We start from the raw sequence: 22,501 nt of genomic DNA, 5'->3' as shown, positions 1-22,501 counted from the left end.
CTATGGAAAATAATATGCAAATTTCGATAAAATGGATTTTTCTTCTAACTTTCTTTGTTATGTTAAGTAAATACAACATATATATAGGATTTTCCTTGAAGATATATATGATTTTTCTAGTCATTTATTTTTGTTTAACAATTAAAGATTTTTATATTCGAAAGCTATATTTTCATGAAGTTGTATTTTTACTGTTTTATTTCATCTATTGTTTAAGTGGTATTCTTTCTATATATTTAAGTGCTAGTATTCGTATGATTTTTGGCGTATTACTTGTTTTAGGATGTTATTTTATTATGAGGAATTTACTGGGGAACACCGAAATAGTAGTACTTGAGTCAGCCATTGTCTATGTAGGATTAGTATTTAATATTGTAAGTCTCATACTCTATATAGTTGGATTACAACATTTTGGATTATATGGCGGAGAAGAGAGAGAGATTTATGCTGGATTATTAGTAGATAGAGGATATCCGAGATTAATTGGATTATTAGATGATCCCAACATCTTTATTTTTTATAATACAATATTTTTTATGTATTATATGACGAATTTATATAATATCACCAATGTAATAGGGTTGATTCTATGTGTTACAACGAGTTTATTAACTTTTTCCAGAGGCGGTATTTTAGCAATTGCGCTCGTCATTTTTGTATATGTATGCATGTCCAGTTTTGCTAAAAAAGTAAAAATAATAATGGGTTTAGTATTATTTAGTGTTATTATTTTTAGTTTAGCGAATGTAGTAATGGGTGGACAACTAGATGATATATTGAATGGTCGGATTTCTGATTTTTCACACGATAATGGGAGTGGCAGATTTACACTATGGGAAGCTGCTTTTAAATATTTTTTATCTAATCCATATATCGGTATCGGTGCTTTTAATTTCTCGAATTATTATGAGTATCAGTACAATGAAAAACTATATGTACACAATACATTTTTAGAAATTTTATCTGAATCAGGTATAATTGGTTTCCTTTTATATAGCGCTTTTTTATGTATTCTAATGGTGAAGTTGACTAAGTATAACTTGTTTCGTGAAAAGCCATATCTTTTATTGACTATGATTGCATTTTTATTTCAGATGATGTCATTGTCACTTATTATTAACGAAGCTTTCTTTCTATTTTTAGCAGTTGTTGTGAAGTACATTTCAACATATGAAGGAAGGGGAATGATAGATGGTAAAGTGTCTATCAGTACATAACGAGGCGCCTTGTGTTTCTATAATAACACCTTCTTATAATAGTTTACGTTTTATTGGTGAGACAATCACATCTGTGCAGAGTCAATCTTATGAAAATTGGGAAATGCTTATCGTTGATGATGCTTCAACGGATCACTCAGTTGTAAAAATTAAAGAGATGATAGAAGGGGATTCGCGAATTCGGTTATTATCATTAGAAGAAAATAGGGGTGCTGCTAAAGCTAGGAATATAGCGATTAAAGAAGCGAGAGGAAGGTATATTGCCTTTTTAGATAGTGATGATATTTGGCTACCAAATAAATTGGAGACGCAATTGTTATTTATGGAAGGAACGAATGTTGCGTTTTCGTATACGTCCTATAGTTTAATTGATGAAAATAGTAATGACCTGAATAAAGAGGTGAACGTACCAGAATTTGTTGATTATCATTATTTAGTAGGAAACACAATTATTGGGTGTTTAACAGTGATGCTTGATCGTGAGAAGATTCCTTGTATTGAAATGCCTAGTGTGCAGCCAGAAGATACAGCATTATGGCTGAACTTGTTAAGTAAAGGATATGAAGCGAAAGGGATACAGCAGGTATTGGCAAAATATAGGATTGTTACAAATTCTGTTTCGAGAAATAAAATAAGGGCGGCCTTCCGATATTGGAAGCTGTTAAGAGCACAAAAACCACTTAATTCATTGCAAACCTTTTTTTATTTTAGTAAGTATGCTTATCATGCTTATAGAAAAAATAAAATCAATGTAGTTGGGAAGACGCAAGTATGAATATATTGTTGATGACAGATAAATTGATAACTGGGGGAGCCGAGAGTTACTTCTGTAAATTGGAAAACAATTTGCAATATGAAAACATTACGGTTTATACAGCGGCAGGTGATGGGGAATTATATCAATCTCTAAATAAAAAAGAAAATTTCATTTTGCTCAGCCGTTGGAATCATTTGAGAAATGTTTATGATTTACGAAAAGAAATTTGTAAACGAAAGATAGATATTATTCATGCAAATAGTTTACGAATGGTATTATATGCTTTGTTACTTCAAAAGTTTATTAAAAGAAAGATAAAAGTTGTGTATACGAAACATAATGTTACGATACTAGAAAAGAAAATGCCAATGATCTTTCGTTATTTCATGAATAAATACGTGAATAATATTATTACAGTAAGTGAGTCTGAAAGAAAGAATTTAATTTCAATTCGTGTAGCTGAAGAAAAAATCAAAACAATTTATAATGGTGTGGATATTCAAAAGTTTTTATTCCAGCAGAGAAAGAAAGAATCTATTTATAGGATAGGCATATTAGCGAGATTATCTAAGGAGAAAAATCATCAACTATTTGTTAAAATTGCAGATGTGTTAAAAACGAGAAATGATTTTATGTTTTATATTGCTGGTGATGGACCGGAGAAAGAATCTATAATGAAAGAAATAGAAAAATATGGTTTACAACAAAGTGTAAAGATGTTAGGAAATGTTTCAGAACCACATGAATTTATAGGAAATATGGATGTATTACTTTTATTATCTTTTCGTGAAGTGTTTCCAATGGTAGTAATTGAAGCAATGGCTACAGGAACGCCAATTGTTTCAATAGATGTCGGCGGAATAAATGAAGCGGTAATAAATGGAGAATCAGGTGTTTTGGTGTCTGAATATTGCGAATCCGAATTCGCAGACGTGCTGGAGGAATTACAAGGAAATGAAGAAAAGGTGAATGATATTAGAGTGAAAGCGCGAGAAAAAGCGGAAAAAAATTTCTCGTTAACTAAAATGGTAGAAGAAACGAAGGATATATATGAATTAAACAAATGACCGTGGAGGTCGTTTGTTTTTTTTATGATACAAACTTTTAAGAGAGAACTCACATATTATATGAAAAAGGCAATATAAGGAGTGAATTTATTTTGTCAGAATATATTTCTTCACAAGAGGAGTGTGCGCCAGAAAATAGTGTTCATATTGATTGCTTTGGTGCAGTTCCGAATTCGGGAAGTGATAGTTCGTTAGCGATTCAACAAGCGATTAATTATTGTGTAGCGAACCGAATTTCGACGGTAAGAATTACAGGGGTAAATACGTATAAAATATTGAAGCCGATTGTTATTAAATCCAACGTAAGGTTAGAGTTAGATCCTACCGTAACGCTGCAAATTGATGGAGATTTTAATGTGTTTGAGTTACAAAGTAATGCTTCTATAACTGGCGGTACTATTCAAGTTATTAATCAAGTATTTCAGTCATCTGTTATTTATGTTTCCGGTTCACAACAAATAGAAGTTCCTAATCACTCTCTTATTTCAAATATAAATATAATAAATGCAACGTCGTCATATAAAGGTAAGGCTATACACTTTTATTGTCAAAAAGCATGGGATTATATTAGTTTCTTTCAAGTTAACTTTATTCAAATTAAAAACTTTCAAACTGCAATACATTTGAAGACAGAATATATAGATGATATAAATACACCTTGCTGGATTAACGCAAATGTATTTCAATCTATATTTATTGATGGATGTCAGTATGGAATAGAAGTAGATGGGAATAGTGATTTACCAAATGAAAGCTCAGGAAATACGTTTCATGATATTCAAGTGCAATGTAGACAACAAACGAAAAAAGCAATTCGTTGTTCAGGTGCTTATAATACATTTAACTGTATGATTTGGGATACGTACCGGATGAGTAGTGAACAAATAGCAATTGAATTTTCTTCCAATTCTCATCGTAACTACCTTTTTTCAAATTTACTTTCAACAACTATTGTAGATAACGGACAATACAATGTTTGTAAGTCTACTTATGAAGAATCACTACGGATTCAGTTACCTTTGACGCTGAATAAACCACATTTAATAGGAAATCAAGATGATATTTTAGTAAATGCTCAACTGAAGTATAGTGTTAAGCAAGTAAGTGGGAAATTACCTTACGGAGGAAATATCGCTAATTGTTTTAATTTAATAGATGAACAAAGTGTGAATTATATCGATGTTCCAGATAGTAATCCAGTTGTTATTGAACTGGACTTTACGAAAAATCCGATTAAAATGTTGAATTGTATTGGGATGTACTTTGGATGGGGAGAGAGCCCAAAGAAAATTAAAATTGAATATGCATTAAGTGCAACTGGGAGTTGGATTATCGCGGCAGATGTTCCATTAAATGTTGGAGATACAATTATATCGAATATGAAAGCTAATCTGTTATATAAAGTAAGAATTACATTGAGTGGTTACGCTCAAGACCATAAGCGTTTTCGAATTAATCGTATTTTTGCAAGGTCTTCTATGGAAAATGGAAATGCTTGGTTAGCGACAACTGGTGGAAGAATGTTTGGAGATATTGAGTTAGAAGCAAGTAAAGGTGTAATTATGAAAACTGCTGGTGGAGTAAAATGGAAAGTTACTATAAATGAAGCGGGTCAGCTTATTACAACTAAAATAACTTGAGATGTTCTTCTCTTTGCATAAGTTGTACAAGTATTAGGTGGTGTGATGAATTCGTTTTAAAAGAGGAAGTGTAGTCTGTAGAATGAAAAAAGCTTGTAGTTTGAATATTATCAAACTACAAGCTTTTTATTTTTTCGATTACCGCCACCAAATCCAAGTCCAAAAGTAGTTTCGTATATTCCGAGGAGTAATGCGTATAAAACGTTCACCGTCAAAGAAACAATTTAAATTTGGAAGTGTTTCATCTGGATTTTCTGGAATAAAGGTGACGATGTTTTCGTTACTTGTAACGGTTACTGTAATTGGTGGATCGGTAGGCGAGACTTGAAGTTGTAAAGAAACGTTTGCTGTGTTTTTAAATTCATTATTAATAGGTGGACTTATCACTTGTACTGTGAATAACACGATAATTGTTTCGTTCGGTTCCAAATTAGTAGCGACTAGGAAACCGATATTCGGATTCGCTAGTGGAGAGCGTTCCCCATTAATGAAGACCGTACCGTTCATAAATTGTAAACCTGCTGGAATGGTGTCTTGTAACGAAATATTTGAAAGTGAAATCTCAGAAGTATTCGTAATACGCACCGTATAGTCAAAATATTGGTTTAAATAAGCAGAGCTGACGGAAGCGGTTTTCGTGACTGTTGCAGTTATAAATTGAACTGGTATACGAACAATATTCGAATTAACAATGAAAGTAATAATCGGATCCTGTGGTGTCAATTGGAAAGCGACTGTAACTGTTGCAGAATTGATAATTGTACTGTTTGAAGGAATAGAAGTTACGAGAACTTGAAATGTTATAGTTGCTACTGAATCAGCTGGTAAAGCCCCGATATTAATACCAGTATCTGGACGAACATTTGGTGCCGGAGTACCGTTAATTGTTACGCTGTTTTCTATAAATGTTGTACCAATTGGAATGGTATCTAAAATAGAAGTACTTATCGTAGGAATCGGGGAATGGTTCAATACCTCTAATGTGAATGTAATAATATCTCCTATAACGGCAATAGATGTGTCGGCTGTTTTTTTAATACGAACCATAGGATCAACTACTGTTGTTGTAACGACATTTGTTTGCTTTGTAATTGTAATAGGTGGTTCATTCGGATCAATGATAACAGTATAGGAAACGGAAGCATCGTTATTGATAGCAGATTGAAGAGTTGAAGGAGATATTGTTACTTGGAAAGTAATGATAGTAGATTCATTAGGGGCAAGGTTTCCTAACGAAATACCGTTTTCAGGATTCGCATTAGGCTGATTGATTCCGTTAATCGTAACGCTGCCCGTAACGAAGGTTGTATCTACTGGTGCGGTGTCTATGGCAATAATATCTTCAATAATCAAATTACCATTATTTGTGATCGTGATTGTATACGTTAAATTTTGACTAGGTAATGCATTTGTAGCATTAACAGACTTTAGGGTAACGACATTATCATTTTGGACAGTTGTTGTGACAGTATTTGTTGTAGTCGTATTTGTAACAGGTAAGTTATTTGGGTTGACTATATAGTTAAAAGTAGTAATTGCTTCGTTGTTGAGTTCATTTGGTGATGGAATAGAAGTTACAGTTACTTGGAAGGAAGCGATAGTATTTCCATCAACAATTATAGTGCCAATTGGTATACCACTTATTGGATTAACTCCTGGAAGAGCTTCTCCGTTTACAATAACGCTATTTTCTATAAACGTAGTACCTTGAGGAATAATATCTTGAATGATTACATCATTTGCTGCAACATTACCGGTTTGATTGAGTGTAATCGTATACGTTAACGTATCACCGACCGTTGCAAATGCAAGGTTAACAGCTTTATTACTATTCAAATTCGCGTGATGAATTTCTGTTACGGCAGCTGATGAAAGAATAGTTTCGGTAATAGGTGGTCGATTTGGTAAAGTGTATTGGTATTCAATTGTACTCGTGTTAGAGATTGGATTTGTTTGCGGAATGGAAGTAACCCGTACTTGGAATAGAATAGTTGCTGTCGTATTAGGCAGAATGTTATCAATTAGTATACCGCTAAGTGGGTTGTCATTTGGACGAGCGTTGCCATTCACAATAACACTATTCTCTATAAAGCTCGTATTTGCTGGGATAATATCTGTAACGATAATGTTTTCCACTTGTATATTCCCAGTGTTTGTGATGGAAATTGTGTAAGGGATAATAGTTTGTAGGTCAGCATATTGGATAGGTGTTGTTTTTATTGCGATTATATTAGCAGAAATAACTTCAGTGAAGGTAATATTACTAGTGGATATTTGTTCTTCACCATTTAGTGTATAACGAGAAGTTGCTTGATTTTGAATGCGACCACTAGCTGGAAGAGCTACCACAGTAACGGAAAATGTGACTGGGATAGTAACGTTAGGAGCAACCGTTCCTACAAGTATACCGGTACTTGGATTGGCGTTAAGCTGCGGAAAGTTATTTACTAAAACGCTACCGTCTATAAAGATTGTTCCATCAGGAATATTGTCTGTAAATACAACAGCAGTAGCATCCGTATTTCCTGTATTCGTTAAAGTTGTTGTATAAGTTAAAATGTCACCAATCGTTACAGAAGTTAAATCAACAGTTTTCAGTGAAACGATATCAGCGTCATTAATTTGAACGAAAGTAGTATTGGAAGTAGTAGATTTTTGAATTGGTGCAAAGTCAGGATTGAAAATAAAGTCGTAGACGATGTTTACAGTATTAGGTGTTGGATTTACAGCAGGTAAATTCGTAACGGAAACTTGGAATGTTATTGTTGTCGATTGACCTGATGCGATATTAGGAATGGAAAAGCCGATATTAGGGTCCGCTGCAGGAAGTAAAGTGTTGTTAACTATTACACTTCCCGGAATAAATACTGTCCCATCCTCGATAGTATCTGTAAAAAAGATGGAGTTAGTTGTAGTGGATCCGTTATTTTGAATGACTACTGTATATTCAATGGTTTCATCAATATTAGCTAATACTTTATTAGCGGATTTTGTAGCGATAAGAATAGTATCAATAAATTGTATATTTGTAGTATTGGAAGAGGTCGTTTCTGAAATTGGTGGTAAGCTTGGGTCTGGTTGATACTCATAGTGAATGACGGCGATATTATTAATGTTATTTTGAGAAGGTATAGAGACTACATTTACTTGGAACGTAACGATAATCGTATTATTTGGAAGGATAATATTAAGGGTGATTCCGGTAATTGGATTTTCGTTAGGTCTTGGTATGCCATCTACAAGGATACTATTTGGAACGAATGTGGTGCCAGCTGCAATTGCGTCAATTAGGAGAGTATTTGTAATAGGTACTGTACCAGCGTTTGTAACTGCGACTGTATATGTGATGATTTGACCGATACGTGTAATGGATCTATTGGCGGATTTAATTGCACTAACATTTGCCGTCCGTACTTCCGTGTTTACTGCATTTGATAACGATCTACGCTGAATAATCGGAGAGCTAGGGTCAATTTGGTATTCATACGAAGTGTCTGAAATGTTAATGACCGTATTGCCGGGCGGTATACTTGTAAGTTGTACTTGGAATGAAATAGTGACTGTTTCATTTGGTTGTATCGTGCCAAGGGTTACTCCGTTTTCTGGATTCGCGCCAGGCTGAATCACATTATTTATTGTTAAGCTATCTTCAATGAATATAGTACCTTCTGGAATGTTATCAATGAACACAATATTGTTAGCTGGAACGGTTCCTATATTTTGTAGTGTATTTGTGTAGGTAATATTTTGCCCGATTGATACGAAAGTTACATCCGCCGCTTTAACAGAAATAATATTTGCATTTTGAATCGATGTTGTAACAATATTAGAATTTGCAGAGCGATTCACTGGTGGAGCTGTAGGAATACTTACATATTGGTAAGTTACAGAAGATTGATTTATAATTTCGGTTTCAGTAGGTGGATTGTTTGTTTGCACTTGAAATAGTATCGTTTTGGAACTGTTTGCTGAAATCGTTCCAATCGGTATTCCACTTTCTGGATTTACACCTGGCTGCAGGACACCGTTAACTGTAACACTATCTGGAACGAATGTAGTCCCAGCTGGAATAGAATCTGTAAAAATAGTATTTATTGCGTCAACATTGCCGATATTATGCACTTCAGAAATATAAAGTATAGTTCCACCAATATCTACAGTTATTGGGTTGGAGGCTTTTGTAATTGTCAATTGTGCTTGCACGAAGTTCGTAATGACGATATTACTTGTAGAGGTTTCAGTAATTGGCGGCTGGCTTGGATCTGGTTGAATTGTATATGTTGTATTGGATTGATTTGTAATAGAATCTTGCGAGAATGAATTATTAATAAGAATTTGAAACGAAATAAGGTGAGTAGCGTTTGCTGCAAGGTTAGGAAGCGTGACACCTACATTTGGATTTGCGCCAAGTATAGTAGTTCCGTTAAGTGTAAAACTATTTTCTACAAACGTAGTCCCTTGCGGAATAGTATCTGAAAATATGAGATTAGAAGCTGGAATATTTCCGGAATTTTCTAGTGTTACGGTGTAAGTTAAAATATCTCCAACGGTTGCTTGTGGTGCGTTGACAGCTTTTAGAGAAAGGATTGTGGCATCAGAAATTTGTGTAAATGCCGGATTAGAAGTAATTGTTCGAGAGATGATAGGATCGTTTGGATCGGCGATAAAAGTATAGTCAATACGGGCTGTATTAGAAATTGGATTCACGCTTGGAATGGATTGAACGATAACTTGGAACGTGACGGTGACGATTTCTGACGGCGCGATGGCGTTTAATGGTATCCCTACGTTTGGATCGACACCTGGAACTGAAACGGTATTAATGGTCACGCTATTAGGAATGAATGCAGTTCCTTCTGGGACCAAATCTGTTAAAGTAACTGTATTTGCAGTTGTATTGCCATTATTTTGAACGACTACTGTGTAAGTGATTGTACCGTTAGTAGATTGTACGAGAGAATCTGTATTTTTAATTACGGATAATGATGCATCAACGACAGCTGTATTAACCGTATTAGATGAGGATGTTGCGGTAACTGGAGGTTGACTTGGATCGACAATAAACGTGTAACTTGTAATGGCTTGATTTATAATCGCCCCTTGCGGTGGAATAGAACTTGCAAGAAATTGGAACGTAATAGTAGCAAAATCACCTGGTGCGATAATACCAACTGGAATACCGAGAGTTGGACTTGCATCTGGAAGTGAAATTCCATTTAACGTAACGCTATTTTGAACGAATACTGCACCTATAGGAACTCCGTTTATGAGCAATACAGAATTTGCAGGGAAGTTTCCGGTATTTGTTAATGTTGCTGTATACGTAATTACATCTCCGATAGATACGATTGATCGATTTGCTTCTAAAACAGTAGTAACGGTAGCGTTATTAATTTGTGTTGAAGCGCCATTAGAATTTATTGTGCTTGTAACAGGAGGAGCTGCCGGGTTAACAATAAATGCGTATTGAATAGATGCAACGTTTGTAATTGGGTTTGAAGGTGGAGTAGATGCAACTATGACTTGGAAAGTAACAATTAAGGAACTGTTCGCGCTAACGGTTCCGATATTAACTCCGTTATTTGGATTTGCACCTGGAATGATACTTCCATTTACAGCAAAACTATTTTCAACAAAGGTCGTTCCTGCTGGAATCAGGTCTGAGAAGTTTAGATTCGTAGCGTTTGTATTGCCGCTATTTTGAATCGAAACTGTATAAGTGATCGTGTCACCGATATTTGCAAAAGCTGTATTAGCAGTTTTTACAGCTGAAAGTATTGCTGAGTTAATAGAAGTAACGAAGACGTTCGTTTCCACATTGCCAGGTTGAGCCTGTAATGCATTGCCTACGTTATATTGGAAGTTAACAAATCCTAAGTTTTGGAGTTCAGGAGTGAATGTAGTTGGATTGCTTACGATTTGTACTTGGAATATGATTGTTACAGTTTGATTTGGATTGATTGTATTTATACCAACACCGTCAATAATAGAAGCGGATGATAATGGAGTGCCATCAACAACAACTGATCCTGCAACAAATTGTGTCCATGTCGGTAAAGGGTCTGAGAAAACAACGTTGTTAGCTGGAATATTTCCTGTGTTCGTAATAGTCGTTGTATACGTAATTGTATCACCGATCGTTGCAAAAGCTTTATCTCCTATTTTAAGAGTAGTTAAAATAGCACTTTCAATTTGTGTTGAAACAATATTAGAAGTAATGTTTTTTGAAACGGGAGGATTCGCTGGATTAACGATATGTTGAAAACTAACGCTAGCTTGGTTGGTAATTGGATTTATAGGCGGGATTTCATTTGCGGTAATATGAAATCCTACAATGATAGACTGGTTTGGCGCGATATCACCAATTGGAACGCCTGTAATTATATTTGCATTTTGGATAATAGTTCCGTTAAGTGTAAAACTATTTGGTTCAAAGGAAGTACCGTTTGGAATAATGTCGGTAAAAATAACATTAGTTGCGCTAACATTTCCGCTATTTGTAATTGTAACGGTGTAGACAATATCTTGCCCGATATCTACTGTTGACACATTTGAATTTTTTTGTGCAGTAAGGATAGCACTATTAATTTGTGTTGATGTTGTATTAGATTGATTAGAAGTTGTAATAGGTGGCAGGTTAGGATTAACGACATAATGATATGTGATAGAAGCAGAATTAGAAATTGGATCAAGTGTTGGAAGTGTAGTAACAGTTGCTTGGAATGTGACGATTGCCGCATTACCACCAATAATTGAACCAATATTTACACCAGTAGATAAATCAGCGTTTGGAATGGTTTGCCCATTAACTGTAAAACTATTTGGAACGAAACTTAAATTGCTATCAAGAATATCGATAATAGTTACATCAGTTGCAGCCACATTCCCTGTATTAGGAAGGTTAAGTGTAAATGTTATTGTATTACCAACATCTGCAAAAGTAAGATTTGCTGTTTTTGTACTAATAATAGTTGCATTGTTTATTTGAAGAAGCGTAGTGTTAGAAGTAGCTGTACTTGAAACGGGAGGATTATTTGGATCAACAGTAAACTCATAATTCGTGGATGCTGTATTCGGTGTTGGATTAATAGGTGGAATGATGTTCACTGTAACTTGAAAGACAATACTATATATTTCATTTGGGGGAAGTGTTGCAAGTAATACACCGGTATTCGGATTCGCGTCAGGTTGTAAAACACCATCAACAGTTAATGTGTTAGGAACAAATGTGAGTCCACTTGGTAATACATCTGTGAATACAATATTAGTTGCATCGGTATTCCCTATATTCGAAATAGAAGTAGTGTAAAAAGCAGTTTGCCCGATATCTGTATAAGATACACTTTCATTTTTCGTCATGGATAATATGGCTTCTCTAATTTGCGTTGAAACAGGATTACTAATCGAAGTTTCTGCATCAGGTGGTGAGACTAATTGGTACGATGTTGATGAGAAATTTACAATTGGGTTTTCGGTTGGTAAGGAGATTACGTTTACTTGGAAGGAAACATTTACTGTAGTTCCAGCTGTTATAGGCCCAATATTTACACCGTTCACTGGATTCGCGCCACTTTGAGGAATACCATTAATAGAAAATGAGTTTGCAATAAATGTAGTTCCGTTCGGCACAGTATCTGTGAATATAACATTTTGTGCGGATGAATTTCCGTTGTTTGTTAAAGTAACAGTATAAGTTAGTATGTCTCCGATATGGCTAAATGATGTATCAACTTGCTTTGATGAAAGGATGGTAGCTGTATTAATTGTAGTAAACACTGTATTTGAAGTAGCAGTTCTTGATACAATTGGCGCATTTGGATCAGCGATGAATGTGTAGGAAGCAGTAGCGGTATTTGCGATTGGATTTTGAACAGGGGTAGAAGTAGCGGTAACTTGAAATGCTATTGCTATTGAGCTGTTAGGAGCAATTGATCCAATTGTAATACCTGTATTAGGATTAAGGCCAAGTTGTGTGATGCCATTTATTGTGACACTATCCGAAACGAACGTTGTGCCGTCTGGAATAAGGTCAGTGAACGTAATATTCGTAGCGCTTGTATTCCCATTATTCGTTAAAATTGTCGTATAGGTAATAGTATCACCTAGCGTTACAAGGGTTTGATCGACTGATTTTGCCATCGTTATCATAGCATCTAGTACAGGGTTTGTAACGATATTTGTTGAAGTAGAAGTAGTAGCAGGAGCACTGCTTGGATCAACGGTATAAGAATATAAAATTGTGTCACTACCCATAATCGAACTTGAAGGAGGAATAGAAATAACATTTACTTGGAAAGTAACAGTTACTGTTTGGCCAGGAGCGATATTGGGTATGTTTACTCCAAGTGCTGGCTGCGCCCCGGGCTGCTGAACTCCATTTATTGTGACTGAATTTGGTATAAATGTAGTGCTAGCTGGGATAGCGCTTGTGAATGTTATATTCGTTGCTGGTGTATTACCTGTATTTGTAATAGTAGTTGTATACGTAATTGTATCTCCGACAGAAATAATGGATTTATCGGCACTTTTTGTAGTTGTTAATATAGCACTCTTAATTTTTGTTGAAACCGTATTAGATACATTCGTTTGTGATACAGCAGGCTGGCTAGGATCGACCACATGTGCAAACTGTACAGAACTAAAATTCGAAATTGGATTTATACTTGGAATGTTTGCTACAAGTACGTTTATCGTAATAGAAACCGTACTACCAGGGTTTATATTTCCAATCTGAATTCCGTTCGCTGGATTTCCAATTTGCTGCGCACCAGAATCATTTACAAGATTGCCAGATATAAATGTCGTTCCATCAGGCAAAATATCCGTGAAAATTATATTTTGTGAAGTGACATTTCCAGGGTTACTTAATGTGATTGTATAAGAAATGGTATCGCCAATCGTTGCGAAAGCTTTATCTACAGATTTAACGAGTGCAATTTCCCCAGAATTTATTTGTGTCGAAACAGAATTAGATGACGTATTTCGTGAAACAAGTGGTAAATTAGGTCCTGTCATAAATTGATAATTAATAGAAGCGCCGTTTACAACCGGTGAGTTTGGTCCTCCGGGTCCGATTGTAAAAATAGGATTTGGGATGCTAACTACTTGCACACGGAAGGTGACGTTTATAAAATCTCCCGCAATAATATCCCCAATTGGTATTCCGTTCGCTGGATTTACTCCAGGTAATAAAACCCCGCCTACTCGAACGCTATTTTCTATAAATACTGTATTATTTGGAATCGAATCTGTAAAAGTAATATGAGTAGCAGTAGTATTTCCTATATTTTCTAACAAAACAGTATACGTTAAAAATGAATTTCCAGGTGCGATGTCAGAAAATAGTCGATCCACACTTTTCGTTGCTTGAATGATTGCTTCGTTAATTTGAATTAAAGTTGGATTACTTGTAGCTGTTTCTGTCACCGGTGGCTGGGTAGGGTCAACAATGATTGAGTACGTTGTGCTAGATTGGTTCAATGTTGGGTTTGTAGCTGGTATTGAGCCAACGATAGTTTGAAAACTAATTGTTGTCGTTCCTCCAACTGGAATTGAGTCTAAAGAAATCCCGCTATCTGGCCTAAATCCAAGTTGTGGGATGGAGTTAATTTGTACGCTATCAGGAACAAATGAAAGTTCAGGTGGTAATATATCGATAAAAACAGGCGTGTTTGCAGTAGTATTTCCGCTATTAGTGAGGGTAGTTGTATACGTAATTGTATCTCCAACAGCAGCAAATGCACTACTCGCAGTTTTTGTTGCGATAACGGAAGCAGTATTTACTTGTGTAAAAGTTTTATTGGATTTAACTGTTCGTGAAACAGGTGGTTCATTAATATCTACAATAAAACTATATTGAACCGATGATTTATTAGGGATTGGATTAGGATTTGGAATTGTTGTAATGTTTACTTGAAAGCTGAGTATAACTGATGCATTTGAATTTATGTTACCGATATTGATACCATTTTGTGGATTTGCATTAGGAATGGTTGTTCCATTTACTGTAAAACTATTTGGAATAAACGTTGTACCATCTGGAATTAAATCTGTAAAAATAACATTGTTTGCGGTAGTGTTACCGGAATTAGTAATGGTAGAAGTGAAAGTAAGTGTATCTCCAATAGTAGCGAATGTTGAATTGACAGTTTTATTTATAGATAGAGTAGCATCAATAATTGGAGTAACCGTTGTGTTTGTAATTGTACTACCAACAGCAGGTGATTGGTTTGGATTCACGGTATATTCATAATTTACAAGAGCATTATTTGTTAATGTGCCACTAGGTGGTATGGCTAAAATTTGTGCTTGAAAAGTAATGAATACAGTATCTCCTGGTGAAATATCTGCTAAGTGAACACCAAGTGATGGATCTAATCCTGGTTGTGGAACATTATCGATAGTTACGGAGTTTTGGATAAATGACGCTCCTGCACCAAGTCCATCCGTCAAAACAGTTGCACTAGCAGGGATATTACCTGTATTTGTTACTGCAATCGTATAGGTGACGATATCTCCAATTGCAGCTGTTGGTGCATTCACTGACTTAGTAGCGACGATTGTAGCGTTATTAATTTGAGTTGTTATTACGTTACTTAACGCATTGGCAGATGTTGGAGCTAAGTTAGGATTTACGACATATTCGTATGCTGTATTACTTTGATTAGGGATTGGGTTCGGATTCGGGATGGAAATTACTTGCACTTGGAACGAAATTATCGTATTTGCATTCGGATTTATTGGATCAATTGCTATTCCATTCGATGGATTTACATTAGGCAGTATATTCCCATTTACTGTTACACTATTAGGAATAAACGATGTCCCGCTTGGAATTAAATCTGTAAATATCACGTTTGATGCAAGTGTGTTCCCGTTATTCGCTAAAGTAGTTGTGTACGTAATAATATCATTTACGTTCGCAAACTGTTTATCTGCAGATTTTGCAGAGGTAATCGTAGCGTTATTAATAGTTGTCAGTACAGTGTTAGAAGCTACCATTTGCATTACAGCTGGTTTAGATGGGTCATATGTGTATTGGAAAGTAGTGCCTGATTGATTCGTAATTGGATTTACCGCAGGAATAGTTGGTACAAAAACTTGGAATGAAACGGTACGTGATGAATTTGCTCCTATCGTACCAATAAGAATGCCATTAGCGGGATTTGCATTGGCTATAGGGACACCGTTAATCATTACAGTGTTAGGAAGGAAGATGGTACCAGCTGGAATGATATCTGTAAACGTTACATTGGAGGTAGGGATATTGCCGTTATTAGTTAAAATCGTTGCATAAGTTATGACATCGCCAACATCAGCGAAATTTGTGCTCGTTAGTTTCGTAGCAACAATATTAGCAGTATTAATTTGTGTAGTTACTATATTACTAGTAGCGTTTCTAACAACAGCAGGTAAATTTGGATCTGCGATAAAGCTATATTGAAGTGCAGCGCTGTTTTGAACTGGATTTGGTGCAGGTAAACTATTTGCACTAATTTGGAAAACAATCGTTGTAATGCCGCCTGCTGGAATAGTACCAACTTGAAGACCAACACTTGGATCTGCACCTAACTGTAAAGCACCGCCTATAAAAATACTATTTGGTACGAGAGTCATACCAGGAGGGAGTATATCAGTAACGACTACATTATTTGCTGAAGTATTTCCAGGGTTGGCTAGAGCAATTGTGTATGTGATCGGTTGCCCAACATCTGCAATAGTTAAATCTACTTGTTTGACAATAACTACATTTGCTAAGTTGATTTGTGTACTTACAGTGTTACTTAAAGATGTTTCTATAGTTGGCGGGTCGCCCGGAATTAAAATAAAACTATATTGTGTACTAGATGAATTTATTGTTGGGTTTTGTGTTGGGAAAGAGGTGACAGTTACTTGATAAGAGACGGTAAGTGAGCCGTTAGCAGGAATGGAAGGTAACGGAACACCGACATTTGGATCGGCGTTATTTTGGAGTATATCATTAATAAGGAAAGTATTTGGGATAAAGGTAGTACCGTCTGGATTCGTATCAACGAAAGTAGGGCTATCAGCGGAAACACTTCCTGCATTCGTCAAAGTAACGGTATAAGTTAATATATCCCCTACGGTAGCGAACGCTCGATCCACTGTTTTGGTTGAAATGACATTTGCATCGTTTACTTGAGTAAATGTAGTGGTTGAAGTAGTGTTCTTACTTACAGGTCCTCCTGAAGGTGTTAAAAATCCTGAGACTGATACATCGGCACTACCAGTTTCTACAGAAACACGGTTACCAGCTACATAAATTGTTAAATTTCTTGCGGGTAAGGAACCGTTTTGATAAGCGACAATGAGCGTCCATCCAGAAGAATTGATAGCCCCGTTAGAAGCATCTAAAGGGTCAACAAGTCCAGGGACAGAGCCAGTTGTATAAGAGCCGGATCCTCCAGCTTGAACGAGGGATGTTACATCTGCGGACCGTGTATAGAATCCAAATGTGACAGATCCAGAAACGAAAGTTTGATTTGAAGCTGTAACAGCTGAAGGGGTAATTGAGTAAGTTGACACAGGTGTTGTAAAAGAAACGGGGTTTCCTAATAAACTCGTAATGTTTTGATCACGAGATAAATAGTTTCCTCCCCAAACAAGTTCTGCGTAAAGGATAGTACTACCAGCAGGGATATTCAAAATAGCGGTAGAACTATTTTGTGTATAGTTTAATGTTGTACCAGCAGGAAAAGTAGTTACTTGTAAAGCAGTATTCGTAGTTACGAATGCACCAATTGCCCCGATTGTACCAGCACGGTTTTGATTACTAATTTTACTTAAGCCGAGAGTGTTTCCTGTAATAGCGAGTGCGCCGTTAGTGGTGGTAGAAAATCGATTCGTAATGGGCATGTTGTCACCTCATTTATATTATAGTCTTGGTCAAAATAGGATATGTGTGTGACAGATAAAGGGAAACATGTACAAGTTGATTTGGAAAGAATGATTCAAATGTCTAGATAAGGAGATGGAGAATGATTGAATTGGAAATGAGGGTAGAACGTCTTAGGCAAGAAGAAATAGAGGACATTGTAGCGTTATCTGCTTATATTGGTTGGGATTATAATAGAGAAGAAGTTGAAACGATTTTTAACTCATGTATTGTATATGGCGTATGGAATGAGAGAAAAAAACTTATTGCAAGCGCTGCAATTATATTATACGGAGAGGCGTTAGCGTCAATAGGAATGGTGATTGTACATCCGGATTATAAGGGAAGAGGGATTGGAAAGGCGATAACGAATTTATGCATTAAGAGCGTATCGGTTCAAACTCCCATTATGCTTATTGCTACGGATGAGGGAAAGCCTCTATATGAAAAATTAGGATTTAGAGCAGTAAGCTATGTTTCTAAATACATATGTAACTCGTACAATGGGAATGATTATTGTGTAGGAAATGAAGATTATATGATGAATTATGAAGAGTGTGATTTAGAAGAAATAATAAAATTAGATGAGTATGCGTTTGGAACAAATAGAGAAGAGTTCTTAACGAAAAGAATTATGCAAAGTGAACAGTGTATTGTTGTAAAGGATAAGGAACAAAATGTATTAGGTTACGGTTTAAGTATACAAACACCAGAAAATAAAATAATAGGACCAGTCGTTGCAAGAAATGATGCGATGGCAATGAAGATTGTACATTATTTAGCAAGAGAGTATCATGGTAAATTAAGAATTGATGTACCAGAAGGAAAGAAAGATTTCATGAAAGAATTAGAGATTACTGGTTTCAAAAAGGTTAATACACCACCAATTATGATGAAAAATAGCGATAAATTATTAAAAAGGAATAATGAGCTATATAGTATTGCGGCACAAATTTTTGGATAAAAAAGAATCCTTCTGAATGAAGGATTCTTTTTCGTTAATCACGATATTGGTCGTGAGTTGGCTGAAAGAGATCTTCCTCGATATCTCTCACCATAGAAAAATGATCAACATTATAATGACCGTGTAGAGTTTTATTATGATGACCAATAATTTGCTCTGCAGACAATACGTCAGAATCAGTTGTGGAATGACCATTTTTAATTAATGTAACGTCAAATCCTTGTACAGTAGCTGTTCTAACTGCGGTGTCAATGCAATGTTCTGTTTTACATCCACCTATAACAATATGATTAATTTTTTCTTCTTTTAAAAGTTCAAGTAAAGAAGTGCCATAGAATGAATTTGTTGCTGCTTTATTAATAAGGATTGCAGACTGAGGTACTTTAATTTGATTATGTACTTCAAATCCCACGCCGCTACCAGAAGCGACATCAATATCTCTTACGAAAACAATAAGGGCATTTGAATCTATTGCTTTCTGTACGGCTGTATTTAGTGTAGATAATAGCTCGGTTTTACGAAAAACTTCATTTTCTTGTTTATTTCCATCAATTAATTCTTGCTGAGCATCGATAATTAATAGTGCCTGTTTCATTCGATATCCCCTTTAATATAAAATAAATTCCACTTTACATATTCTTTTATATTGTAAGGAAATCCTCTATTGTCTACGGAGTAGACAATAGATTTACAAAGTTGTCAAATAAATTTCATTCTCATAGCGTGTAAAAACATGTATGATAGGAGATGGAGAATTTTTGAGTAGGTGGGAATATCATGCAAACAGTAGAAGATTATCTTTCATTCTTACATACGAAAGGATTTAAATTATCAGAGGAAGCACAAGGGTTTATTATGTTCGGACAAGGATACACCGGTGCGTCTGATGGAATTGTGAATGCAGCAATAGAAGCGACGATTAAGCATCAATTCCAGTTTGATGGTAGTTATTTTGTTGCGTTATTAGAACGATTGAAAGAAGAAGAAATTACAGATAAAAAAAGCGCTAAGGCTTTTATGCGGAAGTTACAAGCGTAACTTCACGCAGCCCGCGCTTCTTTTTTTGTTTTGGAAGGTAGTTCAACAAAAACCATACCTAGGAAAATACATAGACATCCGATAATGGCAGAAATAGAAAGCTGTTCATTTGCAACGAGAACACCTGTTAAGGCAGCAAAAACGGGCTCCATTGCGAAAATAATTGCTACTCTCGTTGGAGACGTATGTTTTTGTGCCGATGTTTGAATGAAAAAAGCAATGGATGTCGCGAATAGGGACGTTAGAAATAGAGCAAATAAAAAGGAAGAATTCGTCCATAGTGCTACTGAAAATAATTTTTCCCAATCTTCAAACAAAAAGGCGCAAATAGAAGAAAACATACCGACAGCTAATACTTGCGACGTGCTTAACAATAAAGGTGATATTTTCTTAGAAAAGAAGCCGTTAACAAGAATATGGGCAGCGAAAGCAACTGCACAACCGAGAACGAGTATATCTCCAATGTTTAATTGAAAAGAATCACCAGCCGTTAATAAGTATAAACCTGCTGTTGCTACAGCAATACCAAGTACGATAAAAATGGTAGCTTTTTGTTTTAAAAAGATAAAAGATAAAATTGGTACCATAACGATACTAAGCCCTGTTAAGAAACCAGCTTTTGAAGAAGTTGTATAAAGTAAGCCGAATGTTTGTAATACATAGCCAACACATAAAAAGAAGCCAACGATTAATCCGGCGAGACTACTCTGTTTTATATCTTGTTTTGAAGATTTTTTCGAGAAAATCATTTGAACGAATAATAAAATAATTCCAGCGAATAAAAAGCGAATACCATTAAAAGTAAATGGACCAACGAAAGACATAGCATTTTGAACGACAACAAACGTAGCTCCCCAAATAAAAGAGACAAATAATAAAGCAAGAGGAGCAATCCAATCTTTTTTCACACTCATACCCCCGTTAATTTTGTAAGATAGCTTTTCTAGCTAATTCATCAGCGACTTTATTTTGACTACTTGGAATCCACTTAATAAAAAAGAGATCGAAACTTTTTATGTACTGCAGTGCTTCCTCTAATAGTGGTGCAAACATTTTGTTTTTTGCGTATTCTTTTTCAACAGCTCGCTCGACAAGTTGTGAATCTGTACGAAAAGAGACAATGTTATAATTATGCTCCATGCAATATTTTAATGCTGCAAGTAAAGCGTGGTATTCTGCTTCATGATTGGACATTGTCCCAAGGGGCAGTGATAATTGTACAGCTGGTTGAACCCCTTTAATAAACACGCCTGCACCAGAAGGACCAGGATTTCCTTTTGATGCACCATCAATATATACTTCAATCAAAATGAGAAACCTCCAAATTATAAGATTATCCCCTACTTATATGTTTCCTTGAAGTAGGGGATAGAGTACTTAGCCGATTGTAAGACTATAACGACATGTAAATGTTTCATTCGCTTGTAAAGATTGAATCCCTTTTTTTTCCTTAAAATCTTTTGCTGGATTTATTTCATCAGCAATCCCGTACCAAGGTTCAATACATAAGAAAGGTGCGTTCTCGCCTGGTGTCCATACGCCGACAAATGGGAAGCCGTCAAATTCTACTTTTACAAATTTATTATGTTTATGAGAACGAATAGAGATTTCATTCGTATTCATATTTTCAAAAATAAGCGCATCATTTTTGAATAAATCGTATGTAAGTGGTAATTCATTCGTATTTTCAGCGATTAATTGCTTTTTACTTGAAAGGTAAGGTCCTTCTAATACGTTTGTTTCTAAGCGTTCAGAACCATTAAATGATAAATGATAATCTGTAAATGATTCACCCTCTAATAAGGGGAAGTTGAAACCAGGGTGTGCTCCGATTGAGAAGAACATCTCTTTTGAAGTAGGATTATTTACTTCATATGTAACATGTATATTTTGTTCGTCTACTTCATAAGAAACGAGTAATTCGAATTCGTATGGGTATTTTTTTAATGTTTCTTCATTACTAGTAACGATATAAGTGATATTCGTTTCATTTTGTTCTTTTACAGAAAATGTAAGGTCACGAGCGAAGCCGTGTTGTGTTAAAGAATATGGTTTACCATCTACGTAGTATGTATTATCTACTAATCGGCCGACAATTGGGAATAAAATTGGTGCGCGGCGTCCCCAGTAAGTAGAATCGCCTTGCCATAAGTATTCAGTGTTATCTGCTTTTAAGCGAACGCTTTGTAATTCTGCACCTTTGTCAGAAATGGAAACGATCACTTTTTCATTTTGAATTGTTGCTGTCATGAAGTGAAACCTCCTAAATCTTTCATATGTTTTATTATACGTTGTCCAAAAGAAAAAAGGTAGTAAATGATAGGAATCTATTGACGAAAGAGTGGCTACCACGTAAAATATAATCTTGTTGCTTAAAAACGAATAACGTGGTTCGAAACCATCCCACGTAAAAAAACTAAGGAGATTTTGTCATGAATATAAGAACATTAGTCGGTAATGGTATTTTAGCGGCATTATATATTGCTGTTTCTATGCTTATTCAGCCATTTGGCTTTACGAATGTACAGTTTCGTATTTCAGAGATGTTTAATCATCTCGTTGTCTTCAATAAGAAAGCAATTTACGGTATTGTATTAGGTGTATTTTTAACGAATCTCTTTTTCTCACCTATGATCGCTTATGATTTAGTATTTGGAGTAGGGCAATCAATTCTTGCACTACTTGCAACTATTATTTCTATGCGCTTTATTAAAGGTGTTTGGGCTCGTATGATTTTTAATACAGTTATCTTTACAATTACAATGTTTATGATAGCAATTGAACTTCATCTTGCATTTGATTTACCATTTATGTTGACTTGGTTAACATGTGCAGTCGGTGAATTTGTTGTCATGGCGATTGGTATGCCTGTAATGTACTGGATTAATAAGCGAGTACAATTTGAAAGATTTATGTAATAGAT

General features: G+C 35.4%; 12 protein-coding genes and 1 riboswitch. Of the genes, 7 read left to right on the top strand and 5 right to left on the bottom strand.

What is annotated here, in order from left to right; genetic code table 11:
- Positions 1-2 precede the first annotated feature (2 nt).
- From JDS80_RS05285 to JDS80_RS05270, 4 genes are all read left to right on the top strand, one after another.
- The gene (locus tag JDS80_RS05285) at positions 3-1,217 is read left to right on the top strand and encodes an O-antigen ligase family protein (protein WP_199637380.1); all 1,215 of its coding nucleotides are present in this window, start codon (positions 3-5) and stop codon (positions 1,215-1,217) included.
- The gene (locus tag JDS80_RS05280) at positions 1,192-1,992 is read left to right on the top strand and encodes a glycosyltransferase family 2 protein (RefSeq protein WP_199637378.1); all 801 of its coding nucleotides are present in this window, start codon (positions 1,192-1,194) and stop codon (positions 1,990-1,992) included. Before JDS80_RS05285 ends, JDS80_RS05280 begins: the two co-directional genes overlap by 26 nt.
- Positions 1,989-3,041: a glycosyltransferase family 4 protein gene (locus JDS80_RS05275; RefSeq protein WP_071770115.1), complete on the top strand. Its 1,053-nt coding sequence runs from the start codon at positions 1,989-1,991 to the stop codon at positions 3,039-3,041. The genes JDS80_RS05280 and JDS80_RS05275 overlap by 4 nt, the downstream gene beginning before the upstream one ends.
- A gap of 92 nt (positions 3,042-3,133) precedes the next feature.
- Positions 3,134-4,681, top strand: coding sequence for a glycoside hydrolase family protein (locus JDS80_RS05270; protein WP_071744965.1), 1,548 nt, complete (start codon positions 3,134-3,136; stop codon positions 4,679-4,681).
- Between the two features lie 138 nt (positions 4,682-4,819).
- Here the strand turns inward: JDS80_RS05270 and JDS80_RS05265 are convergent, their stop codons facing one another.
- Complete coding sequence (locus JDS80_RS05265; protein WP_199637376.1) at positions 4,820-17,557, bottom strand: beta strand repeat-containing protein; 12,738 nt, start codon at positions 17,555-17,557, stop codon at positions 4,820-4,822.
- Between the two features lie 122 nt (positions 17,558-17,679).
- On the opposite strand from JDS80_RS05265, the gene JDS80_RS05260 reads away from it, so the two are divergent.
- Entirely contained in the window at positions 17,680-18,540 is an 861-nt protein-coding gene (locus JDS80_RS05260; RefSeq protein WP_199637375.1) for a GNAT family N-acetyltransferase, read from the top strand.
- Between the two features lie 34 nt (positions 18,541-18,574).
- Here the strand turns inward: JDS80_RS05260 and JDS80_RS05255 are convergent, their stop codons facing one another.
- Positions 18,575-19,135, bottom strand: coding sequence for a cysteine hydrolase family protein (locus tag JDS80_RS05255; RefSeq protein WP_071744968.1), 561 nt, complete (start codon positions 19,133-19,135; stop codon positions 18,575-18,577).
- A 182-nt stretch (positions 19,136-19,317) separates the two neighbouring features.
- Between JDS80_RS05255 and JDS80_RS05250 the strand changes: the two genes are divergently transcribed.
- The gene (locus JDS80_RS05250) at positions 19,318-19,578 is read left to right on the top strand and encodes a DUF6123 family protein (protein WP_063224108.1); all 261 of its coding nucleotides are present in this window, start codon (positions 19,318-19,320) and stop codon (positions 19,576-19,578) included.
- Between the two features lie 2 nt (positions 19,579-19,580).
- On the opposite strand, the gene JDS80_RS05245 is transcribed toward JDS80_RS05250, so the two are convergent.
- The 3 genes from JDS80_RS05245 to JDS80_RS05235 all read right to left on the bottom strand — a co-directional run bounded on the left by JDS80_RS05245 (position 19,581) and on the right by JDS80_RS05235 (position 21,828).
- Entirely contained in the window at positions 19,581-20,486 is a 906-nt protein-coding gene (locus tag JDS80_RS05245) for a DMT family transporter (RefSeq protein WP_071770111.1), read from the bottom strand.
- A 13-nt stretch (positions 20,487-20,499) separates the two neighbouring features.
- Complete coding sequence (locus JDS80_RS05240; RefSeq protein WP_000573871.1) at positions 20,500-20,886, bottom strand: reverse transcriptase-like protein; 387 nt, start codon at positions 20,884-20,886, stop codon at positions 20,500-20,502.
- A 69-nt stretch (positions 20,887-20,955) separates the two neighbouring features.
- A complete protein-coding gene (locus JDS80_RS05235) occupies positions 20,956-21,828 on the bottom strand; it encodes an aldose 1-epimerase family protein (RefSeq protein WP_199637373.1) in 873 nt (290 codons plus the stop codon).
- A gap of 131 nt (positions 21,829-21,959) precedes the next feature.
- Positions 21,960-22,004: riboswitch (PreQ1 riboswitch) on the top strand.
- Positions 22,005-22,010: 6 nt separating this feature from the next.
- On the opposite strand from JDS80_RS05235, the gene JDS80_RS05230 reads away from it, so the two are divergent.
- Positions 22,011-22,496 carry a QueT transporter family protein gene (locus tag JDS80_RS05230; protein ID WP_071744971.1) on the top strand — a complete coding sequence of 162 codons (486 nt, stop codon included), beginning with the start codon at positions 22,011-22,013 and terminating at the stop codon, positions 22,494-22,496.
- Positions 22,497-22,501: the final 5 nt, after the last annotated feature.

It is taken from the genome of Bacillus cereus group sp. N8 (genome assembly GCF_016483685.1).
Taxonomy (GTDB): Bacteria; Bacillota; Bacilli; order Bacillales; family Bacillaceae_G; genus Bacillus_A; species Bacillus_A proteolyticus.
The sequence above is the reverse complement of the archived record's forward strand: the minus strand, read 5'-3'. Positions and strand labels throughout refer to the sequence as shown.

What these genes read in the sequence shown, in the direction of transcription:
- JDS80_RS05265 (WP_199637376.1), bottom strand. Translation starts at nt 17,557, where the DNA reads ATGCCCATTACGAATCGATTTTCTACCACCACTAACGGCGCACTCGCT.
- JDS80_RS05285 (WP_199637380.1), top strand. Translation starts at nt 3, where the DNA reads ATGGAAAATAATATGCAAATTTCGATAAAATGGATTTTTCTTCTAACT.
- JDS80_RS05260 (WP_199637375.1), top strand. Translation starts at nt 17,680, where the DNA reads ATGATTGAATTGGAAATGAGGGTAGAACGTCTTAGGCAAGAAGAAATA.
- JDS80_RS05230 (WP_071744971.1), top strand. Translation starts at nt 22,011, where the DNA reads ATGAATATAAGAACATTAGTCGGTAATGGTATTTTAGCGGCATTATAT.
- JDS80_RS05280 (WP_199637378.1), top strand. Translation starts at nt 1,192, where the DNA reads ATGGTAAAGTGTCTATCAGTACATAACGAGGCGCCTTGTGTTTCTATA.
- JDS80_RS05275 (WP_071770115.1), top strand. Translation starts at nt 1,989, where the DNA reads ATGAATATATTGTTGATGACAGATAAATTGATAACTGGGGGAGCCGAG.
- JDS80_RS05250 (WP_063224108.1), top strand. Translation starts at nt 19,318, where the DNA reads ATGCAAACAGTAGAAGATTATCTTTCATTCTTACATACGAAAGGATTT.
- JDS80_RS05235 (WP_199637373.1), bottom strand. Translation starts at nt 21,828, where the DNA reads ATGACAGCAACAATTCAAAATGAAAAAGTGATCGTTTCCATTTCTGAC.
- JDS80_RS05255 (WP_071744968.1), bottom strand. Translation starts at nt 19,135, where the DNA reads ATGAAACAGGCACTATTAATTATCGATGCTCAGCAAGAATTAATTGAT.